This is a genomic window from Flectobacillus sp. BAB-3569 (assembly GCF_002270355.1).
In the GTDB taxonomy this organism is placed as follows: Bacteria; Bacteroidota; Bacteroidia; order Cytophagales; family Spirosomataceae; genus Flectobacillus; species Flectobacillus roseus.
Window position 1 is genome coordinate 203,810 of record NZ_NJFZ01000007.1, and the last position, 9,432, is coordinate 213,241.

Below are 9,432 nucleotides of genomic sequence, written 5' to 3' on the forward strand. Positions count from 1 at the left end.
TTCAAATAGTTTAGGTAGGAAAATTGAACAAAAAAAAGAAAAACTCTTCTATCTTATTTAAGATGCCATACAGCTATTTTGATATTACAAAGTATTATGATTATTTTGCGGTTCTTTTGTGCAGAATATTGTATCTCGTAATTGGTGAAGAACAACTGTCCCTTTTTACCACCAGCCTACGAGTCTCGTTTCACCCATTAAAGCATAACGTTTTAAAGTACTAAATATGGCATTAATTACCAAAATCAGAGAAAAATCGGGAATTGCAGCGGCAGCCATTGCCGTGAGTTTAATTCTATTCCTATTAGGAAGCGACATTTTCCAAGGCAAGTCTCGCTTCTTCGGTGGGAGTAGCGACGAGGTAGGGGAAATCGCTGGAGAGTCTATCAAATTTCAAGATTTTCAGAAAAAAGTAGAAGAGGCATCTCAAGCCTATTCAGCTCAAACAGGTCGTGGACCAAGCGAGCAAGAGTTAGCGATGATGCGTGAGCAAGTATGGAACCAATACCTTTTGGATTTTGCTTACGGTAAAGAATATGAAGCGCTTGGACTTTCTGTTTCTCCTGAAGAACTAGTTGATATGGTTCAAGGAAACAACATTCACCCTTCAGTTAGACAACAGTTTACTAACCCACAAACTGGTCAGTTTGACAAAAACTACGTTATTCAGTTTCTTAAAAACTTGAAGTCTATGCCAGCTGCTCAGCAACAAGCATGGGCTAACTTTGAGAAATCATTGAGTCAAGACCGTTTGAGATCAAAGTATGAAAGCTTATTGAGATTATCGACTTACACAACAAACATCGAAGCTCAAAAAGATTACCAAGCTCAAACAGCTAAAGCTGATGTTCAGTACTTGTACGTTCCTTTCTACTCTATCGCTGACTCTACAGTAAAAGTGACAGATAGCCAATTGGAAGAATACTTAGCAAAACACAAAGATTTGTTCAAAGGAGAAAACACTCGTTCTATTCAATATGTAACGTTCCCTGTGATTCCTTCAAAACAAGATACTGCTTCTTTCTACAACGATATCAAGCGTTTGGCTAAGGATTTGGCAGTGGCTAAAAATGACTCTGCTTTTGCTATGATGAACTCAGATGTTAAGACTCCATATTTGGTTTCATTAGCAGAAGTTCCAGCAGCAGTAAAAACACAGTTAGGTTCAATGATTGCAGGTGGTATCTACGGTCCATTCAAAGAAAATAACGTTTACTCTATCTACAAATATGGTGGTATCCAAAAAGATTCTTTGTTTACAGTACGTGCTAGCCATATTTTGATTCGTCCAGAAAATACAAGCGACTCGTCAAAAGCAGCAGCTCGTAAACGTGCAGAAGGTATCATGGCGCAAATCAAAGGTGGTGCCAACTTTGAAGCACTTGCTCGTTTGAATGGTATGGATGGTACTGCTCAACAAGGTGGAGACTTAGGTTTCTTCAAAAACAACGGTTCAATGGTAAAACCATTCGAAAAAGCTGTATTTGGATTTAGCGGTGCTGGTTTGATTCCTGGTTTGATTGAAACTGACTTTGGTTTCCATATTGTAAAAGTAACTGAGCCAAAATCAAATACTCGTTACAAATTGGCCGCTATCAACCGTACTATCGCTCCTAGTCAAGCTACGATGGATGAAGTTTTGCGTAAGGCAGATAACTTTGCGGCAGCAAACACAAGTGCTGAAGCATTTGACGCAGCTGTGAAGAAAGATAAAAACATCTTGATGCTTCGTGCTGAAAGAATGTTGGAAGGTTCTAGCAATGTAAACAACTTGACTAATGCTCGTGACATTGTTCGTTGGGCATTCAATGATGACACTAAAGTTGGAACAGTTTCGGATGTATTCCAAAACGACAACCAATATATTGTTGCTATTTTGACAGGTAAAACTTCAAAAGACGAAGTGAAAGTTGCAGACTATCGTGACGAATTAACAGCACGTGTTAGAGCTGAATTGAAAGCTGAACAAATTATCAACAAATTGGGTGGTATTTCAGGAAGCTTGGAGCAAGTAGCACAAAAATATGGCGCTGGTGCTTTAGTTGAAACTGCTACTGATATTACATTGGCTCAAGGCGTATTGTCAAGCGCTGGTGCAGATCCAACTGCATTAGGTAAAGCATTCGGTTTGAAAGTTGGTCAAAAATCAAAGCCATTCAAAGGTGAACAAGGTGTATTTATCGTTCAAGCGGTTAAATCAACTCCTGCACCAGCAATCGCTGACTTGACTATGTACAAAAACTCTGCTCGTATGATGGCTACTCAAAGAGCTTCTTTCTATATCAACGAGGCAATCAAAGAAAATGCTAAAGTTGTAGATAACAGAGCAAGATTCTATTAGGATTTTTTCTTTTGAAAATACATTGAAAAGCACCTCAAACGAGGTGCTTTTCTTGTTTTATTAGTAGCTTTGCAAGAAAATCGCCTTGGCATCGTTAAGGAAAATATGAAAAACAAAATCATTCAATTTGCACTCGCATTAGGCTTCATTATCGGCCTCAACATACTAGCTAACTATTATTTCTTTCGACTCGACCTTACAGAGGAAGGACGATATACCATTGCACCTGCCACAAGAAATTTACTCGAAAATCTTGATGGAGATATTAATATCAAAGTATATCTCACTGGCAATGATATTCCTGCGGGATTTAAGCGTTTGGAAAGTGCTGTAAAAGAAACCCTAGATGAATTTAAAATTTATGGAGGGACACATATAAACTATCGCTTTGTTGACCTAAATGCTGAAATAAAGGACACCAAATTGCGTAACCAGAAAATTCTGGAACTTGCCCAGAAAGGGATTCCTCCAACCAACGTTGTCAATTCTGAAGATGGAAAACGTACTCAAACATTACTTTTGCCAGGTGCTATTATTACTTATCAAGACAAAGAAATAGCAACACTTTTGTTGAAGGGGAACAAAATGTCCTCTCCTCAGGAGATTCTCAATCAGTCTTATGAAGGTGTTGAATATCAATTAGCTTCTGCTATCAAGGCTTTGACTTTACAGGAAAAGAAAAAAATTGGTTTCTTTACCAACTACACATCTTTGCCTGCGGTCAACCAATTGAGCATGATTGGAGCATTAAAGAAGTTTTACGACCTCTACCCTGTCGACCTACGTAATTCTCCAACCTTGGATGGACTTGATGCAATCTGCGTCTTGAAACCAGACCAAGCTTTTAACGAAGAAGATAAATACAAGATTGACCAATTTATCATGAATGGAGGAAAGGCTGTTTTCTTTGTAGATGCAGTAAAAGTAGATTCTGCAGCGCGAGAAGGTAACTTATCCACCATTAATAATCTCAACCTCGACGATTTACTTTTCAAGTATGGGATTCGTCTCAATCACAATCTGATCAAAGATGCTCAGATGTGTGCAGCTATCCCGATGGACATTGGTAATTTTGGAGATAAATCTAATATTCAGTTGGTGCCTTGGCAATACTTTCCATTGATTAATACTTTTGGAAAATCGCCTATTGTTAAAAATCTTGATGCCGTTTATACCAAGTATGTTGGTAGCCTAGATACAGTTCGTGCAGATGGTATCAACAAGACACCTCTACTTATGACTTCACAGTACACTCAGTTATTGAGTGCACCAGCAATTTTAACTTATAATTTTGCTAGTAAAGATTTAGACGCGACTCAGTACAAAGGAGGCGTTCAGACCGTTGGAATGCTATTGGAAGGCAAATTTGAGTCACTGTACAAAAATCGTATTTTACCAAGTGACCCACGTGCTGCTACTTTTAAAGCTAATAGTGCTGCCACCAAAATTGTTGTATGCTCTGATGGAGATATTCCTGTAAATGATTTTGACCAAAAGAACAACGCTCCATTGCCTTTGGGCTTCGATCGTTTTTCTGGAAATACCTTTGCCAATAGAGACTTTGTATTGAATACCTTCGACTATTTGTTGGACGATAACGGCGTTATTTCGGCTCGAAATAAGGTAATTACACTTCGTCCGCTCGACAAGTCAGCTCTTCAAAATGAACGCCAGTATTGGCAAGTCATTAACTTGGTTGTTCCAATGATAATCTTGGTTTTGATAGGACTTCTCCGTAACTATACCCGTAAGAGAAAATTCGCCTAATCCAAGTTTATTTCAAGGCTTATTCGTACTTTTGTAGCATAACTAAACATGTCTTTTGACCTTGTAAATACACATTCTTTTGAATGTTTTTTACCTAAAGACTCCAAATAAATCAATCAGCACTAATGAAATTCGTCGTATCTTCATCAGTTCTATTAAAGCAACTCTCTACGGTAAATGGCGTTATTACAAACAACCCAATTGTACCAATTTTAGAGAACTTTTTATTCCAACTCGAACACAGTCAGCTAACTGTAACAGCTTCAGATTTGCAAACAGTGATGATTACTACGCTAGAAGTAGAATCTCAAGATACTGGTGCAATTGCTGTTCCTGCACGCTTGTTACTCGATACCTTGAGAGGCTTACCAGACCAGCCTATCACTTTCAAAGTAGATACTGAGACTTTTGGAACTGAAATTATTACCGAAAATGGTCGTTACAAACTTTCAGGCGAAAACCCTATTGACTTCCCTAAGGTTCCGCAAGTAAGCAAAAGCTTATCTGTAGAAATTGGAGCTGATACATTGGGTTCGGCTATTGCAAACACCATTTTTGCCGTTTCTAGCGATGATTTACGTCCAGCTATGACAGGGGTATATGTGCAATTGAACTCACAATACACCAATTTCGTAGCAACAGACGGTCACCGTTTGATTCGTTATCGTCGTAGCGATATTCAGTCTGAGCAAGAATCAAGCATGATTATTCCTCGCAAGGCTTTGAACTTGTTAAAATCATCATTGCCTTCTGATGATACTGTTGTAACAGCTGATTTTAGCTCGTCGAATGCATTTTTTAGTTTCAATAATATCAAAATGATTTGTCGTTTGATCGACGAACGTTTTCCTGATTATGAAAATGCGATTCCTCAAAACAATCCAAATGTATTGACCATCAATCGTCAGGAGTTGTTGGGTTCATTGAAACGTATTTCGATTTACTCAAACAAAACTACGCATCAAATTCGTTTGAAATTAGGGCATAATGACTTAGTAATTTCTGCTGAAGACTTAGACTATTCGAACGAAGCCAACGAAAAATTGATGTGCGATTACGAAGGCGAACCAATGGAAATCGGTTTCAATGCAAAATTCTTAATCGAAATGTTGAACAACTTGAGTTCAAACATGATTTCAATTGAAATGTCAGCTCCTAATCGTGCAGGTCTTATCATTCCTGCAGAAACGAAGGAAAATGAAAATATTTTGATGCTAGTTATGCCAGTAATGTTGAATAGCTACGCTTAGTTATTTAGTGAATTGTGATTGAGCGAATGAGTGATCGTTTTTGATTGAATCTCACTTACTTTATCTATTGCATAGTAGCATTATTCAATAATAAAGGACATATATTGATTGTCACTTAAAGGCGTTCGAAAACTAGTTTCGAACGCCTTTTTTGATACTATACTTTAGACGCAAAGCATTGCGTCTCTACTAGTAAAATTCATATTAAAAACAATCACTCATTCTCTCAATCACCATTCACTCAATATTACACCTAAGTAAACTGATATTGCTTAAAGGGCATCTTAGTCATTCGAGTTCCAGTAAGAGTCGCTACGGCATTGGCAATAGCAGGGGCTATTGGTCCCATAGGAGGCTCTCCTACTCCTCGTGGTGCATCACCAGTAGACAAAATTGACACTTCAATGTCAGGAATATCTCGTATTTGAGCCATCTGATATTGTAAATATTGATTCGGTGTTACTTTACCATCTTCAATATTTAGTTCCTCAAACATACTAGCACTAAGCCCCATCGAAATGGCTCCCTCACATTGGGCTTTTACCCCATCTGGATTGATGACCAAGCCCGGGTCTATGACACAATAGACTTTGAGGACTTTAATAGCTCCATTTTCAAGTTTTACTTCTGCCACTTGAGCTACTGGTGTATTTACATCTGTTGCACAAGCCACACCCATTGCGTGACCTTCAGGAAGTACTTTTTGACCAAAGCCACTGATTTTCTGTACTTCTTTTAAAACACCAATAAGTCGCTGACCACGTTCATCTGGTTTGATATGTGCAATTCTAAAACTAATAGGATCTTGCTTTGCCTTTTTAGCTAGTTCATCCACAAATGATTCAATCGCAAAAGAATTGGCCATTAGTCCCAAGCCACGCCACCAGCTTGTAAAAAAAGGCAACTGACAACGCCAATATTTGACACTTGAATTAGCAATATTCTCATAATGAAATAAGCCTCCTCGCCACGCACCAAAATCAGCTCCTAAAACCGTTGGTGCAAAACTTGGCACTAAGCTCGAACCAAAGGCAACATCTCCACTAGCAATTTGATGCTCTATGGCTTCTATTTTGCCATTATTAAGCTTAGCACTCAATTTATGATGCGTTGGTGGACGCAAATATCCATTCTGAAACTCTTGCTCTCGTTCGAACAATACATGAACAGGCAACCCTATTTCTTGTGATAAAACTACCGCTTCATAAGCATGTGGGGTGTAAAGCCTACGACCAAATCCTCCTCCCATAAAGGTTGGCTGAATGTCAATATCTTCTGCTCGAATACCCGTAGCCTCTGCAATTTCATTTCTAGTATTTTTGACAGACTGTGTGCTCATTTTGACCACTACTTTTCCATCTTTATAATATGCTGCCACGCCATTAGGTTCCATCTGGGCATGCGCTCCCAAAGGCGTATGGAATTCTAATTTTATATTTCCTTCATTGTCTTCAAGACCCGTCACATCTCCATTTTCCTGTACAACAGTAAGATCGCCTTTACCAATTTGTACCGTATCATTTACCTCTTTTTGTTGAAGCAAGGGCGTAGGACTAGTCCAAGCAATTTGGAGTTTCTCTTTTGCCATTAATGCCTCGTATCGACTTTTTGCCAATACAGCCACAAACTCAGGTTGCTCAACCACTCTGATTACTCCTAATGATTTTGAGGCTTCCTGAGCATTTACGACACCTCTAACAGCACCAAAATAGGGAGAACGTACCACAGCAGCATATACCATACCGGGAAAAGTAGCATCTATCCCAAAAATAGGTTCCGCTTTTACCTTTGCTACCAAATCTACTCTTGGCAATGCCTTCCCGATTACTTGGTACTTTTCAGGCTTTTTCAGTGTAGGCTCTGTATCTGGCAATGACCATTCTGAAGTTTGCGCAACGATCTGCGCATAAGACAGCTTTTTGCCTTGACCTATTACGTAGCCATTCTGAGCACTAAGGTTCGAGAGCGATATTCCCAATAAAGTAACTGCACGCTCGCGCAGCATTTCGCGCATCGAAGCAGCAAGCATCGACAATTGTGAAAAAGTACTCGAAATAGAGTCGCTCCCGCCAGTCGTATTGGGGTCTATAGGTCCATGTGAAGTTGCACTATGAACCACCTTGATTTGATTTATAGAAACTTCCAACTCCTCAGCTACAATCTGTGCCAAGGCCGAAAACACTCCTTGTCCCATCTCGATTTTAGGAGAATGAAACAAAATGGTATTATCTTTTTGTACCTCAAACCAATATTGAGGCTCGGTGTCGGTACTAAATTGCACTAAAGTGCCCTTATCTGCCTGTTCTACAAAGAAACCTCGAATAGCTTTTTTACCTATCCAACCCAAACCTAAGGCAAGTCCTAGACCTGCTCCTGTTTTTATCAAAAAATTTCTTCTCGTTGCTTTCCACATGGTCTCTTAGCTTTTTTGATTTAATTGAGCAGCTTTATGAATAGCCTTTCGCATACGATAATATGTACCACAACGACAAATATTAGTGATATTATCGTCGATATCGGTATCTGTTGGATTTGGAATTCTTTGAAGCAACTCTGCCGTAGCCATCATAAATCCTGGTTGACAATAGCCGCATTGGGGCACACCTTCTTCTATCCATGCTTGCTGTACAGCATGTAATTGCCCTTTACCAAGTCCTTCGATAGTTGTTATTTGTTTATTTTGAACTTGAGAAACAGGTACTGAGCACGAGCGAATAGCATTGCCATCGAGATGGACTGTGCAGGCGCCACACAAGCCTTTTCCACACCCAAACTTAGTTCCCTTTTGTTGAAGAGTATCTCGCAGTACCCAAAGCAATGGCATATCCTCTGGAACATCCACACTTTGGGTTTTACCATTTAAGTCAAATTTCAGAAGCATCGTAAGATTGTTGATTGTTAAAAAAAGAACAGCAAGTGACGAACAATTATGCACATTTTAGCCTAATTAATCAGTCAATAACACATCTACAAGTTAAACAATTTCGGTGCTCAGAAGTTTGACAAGCCCATGTTTTGTACAAATTTTTGCCAAGAATATTCAAATAAGGTTCGTTTGTAGCTTTTTTTAGGTACTTGAGATAAAATTCTTGCATCAGAAACTAAAAAGGTCGATTTTCACGTTAGATTAACAAACGCTTTAAATTTCATTACGATGCTCAAATCAAGATTTTTCGCGATTGTACTTACTTTATTTACAATCCACTCTTTTGCCGAAAATAACCCTACTTCTAAATCAAAGTCTGAAGGTACTACTGGTATTCAATTTTTCAGCGGTACTTTTAAGCAAGCTTTAGCTAAAGCGAAACAAGAAAAGAAATTAGTACTTGTTGACTGTTACACTACTTGGTGCGGTCCTTGTAAATATTTGAAGACTAAAGTTTTTACAGACAAAGCACTTGGTGATTTTATGAATAGCAAATTCATCAGTGTAGCAGTTGATTATGAAAGTGCAGAGGGCGAAGCTGTAGCGCAAATGTATCCAGTAGAAGGCTACCCAACTTTATTCTTTATGGATAGCAATGGAAAAGTAAAGAAAACATTACTTGGCGTGCCACAAGGAGGAGCAAAAGAAATCCTTCAAACAGCTCAAAAAGTAAAATAATATTATCCAATAACAATTGTCAAAAGTCAGCCTTCCCAAAAGAGCTGGCTTTTGTTTTTTTAGGAACCATCTTTAAGTATTTATACAACAAACATGAGTCATCCCGAATTTTGTTGTGCGAAGTAGCACCATAGCATGTTTTGGATGGCCGTTCTCAATCGATAAATCGGTGTCAAAGCATTTTGGCACCGATTTCCTGTTCTATGAGCAAATTGATTGATGATTATCTTGATAATAGATGGCCAATTCCTGATGAGTTTCATCAAGAAGTCGTAAATGAGCGTGACGATGGCTAATAGTTTGAGGGTATTTTCGAAGAACCATAACCTAGGAGATTCAATAGCTAGCTCAGTTTTGGCGAATCTAAACGCCTGTTCGATATTCCATCGGTGCATGTAGCTATGACATATTTCCCAAGCATCCTTAGCTGATTCTACAGGCAATGAGGTTAATAAATAGAGTGGTGACTG

Annotated in this window: 6 protein-coding genes and 1 pseudogene; 4 read left to right on the forward strand and 3 right to left on the reverse strand. The window is 38.8% G+C overall.

Features of this window, described 5'->3' with window-relative positions; all coding sequences use genetic code 11:
* The first annotated feature begins 226 nt into the window (after positions 1–226).
* The 3 genes from BWI92_RS08710 to dnaN all read left to right on the forward strand — a co-directional run bounded on the left by BWI92_RS08710 (position 227) and on the right by dnaN (position 5,358).
* Entirely contained in the window at positions 227–2,341 is a 2,115-nt protein-coding gene (locus tag BWI92_RS08710) for a peptidylprolyl isomerase (RefSeq protein WP_095161999.1), read from the forward strand.
* Between the two features lie 105 nt (positions 2,342–2,446).
* Positions 2,447–4,108, forward strand: a complete 1,662-nt coding sequence (gene gldG / locus BWI92_RS08715; protein WP_095162027.1) for a gliding motility-associated ABC transporter substrate-binding protein GldG — start codon at positions 2,447–2,449, stop codon at positions 4,106–4,108.
* 125 nt (positions 4,109–4,233) lie between these two features.
* Positions 4,234–5,358: a DNA polymerase III subunit beta gene (gene dnaN, locus BWI92_RS08720; RefSeq protein ID WP_095162001.1), complete on the forward strand. Its 1,125-nt coding sequence runs from the start codon at positions 4,234–4,236 to the stop codon at positions 5,356–5,358.
* 253 nt (positions 5,359–5,611) lie between these two features.
* Here the strand turns inward: dnaN and BWI92_RS08725 are convergent, their stop codons facing one another.
* The gene (locus BWI92_RS08725; RefSeq protein WP_095162003.1) at positions 5,612–7,771 is read right to left on the reverse strand and encodes a xanthine dehydrogenase family protein molybdopterin-binding subunit; all 2,160 of its coding nucleotides are present in this window, start codon (positions 7,769–7,771) and stop codon (positions 5,612–5,614) included.
* A 6-nt stretch (positions 7,772–7,777) separates the two neighbouring features.
* Entirely contained in the window at positions 7,778–8,239 is a 462-nt protein-coding gene (locus tag BWI92_RS08730; RefSeq protein WP_095162005.1) for a (2Fe-2S)-binding protein, read from the reverse strand.
* Positions 8,240–8,512: 273 nt separating this feature from the next.
* On the opposite strand from BWI92_RS08730, the gene BWI92_RS08735 reads away from it, so the two are divergent.
* The gene (locus tag BWI92_RS08735; RefSeq protein WP_095162007.1) at positions 8,513–8,962 is read left to right on the forward strand and encodes a thioredoxin family protein; all 450 of its coding nucleotides are present in this window, start codon (positions 8,513–8,515) and stop codon (positions 8,960–8,962) included.
* Between the two features lie 98 nt (positions 8,963–9,060).
* Here BWI92_RS08735 and BWI92_RS27255 read toward each other — a convergent pair.
* Positions 9,061–9,432 (reverse strand): annotated as a pseudogene (locus BWI92_RS27255) (hypothetical protein); the annotation flags it as partial.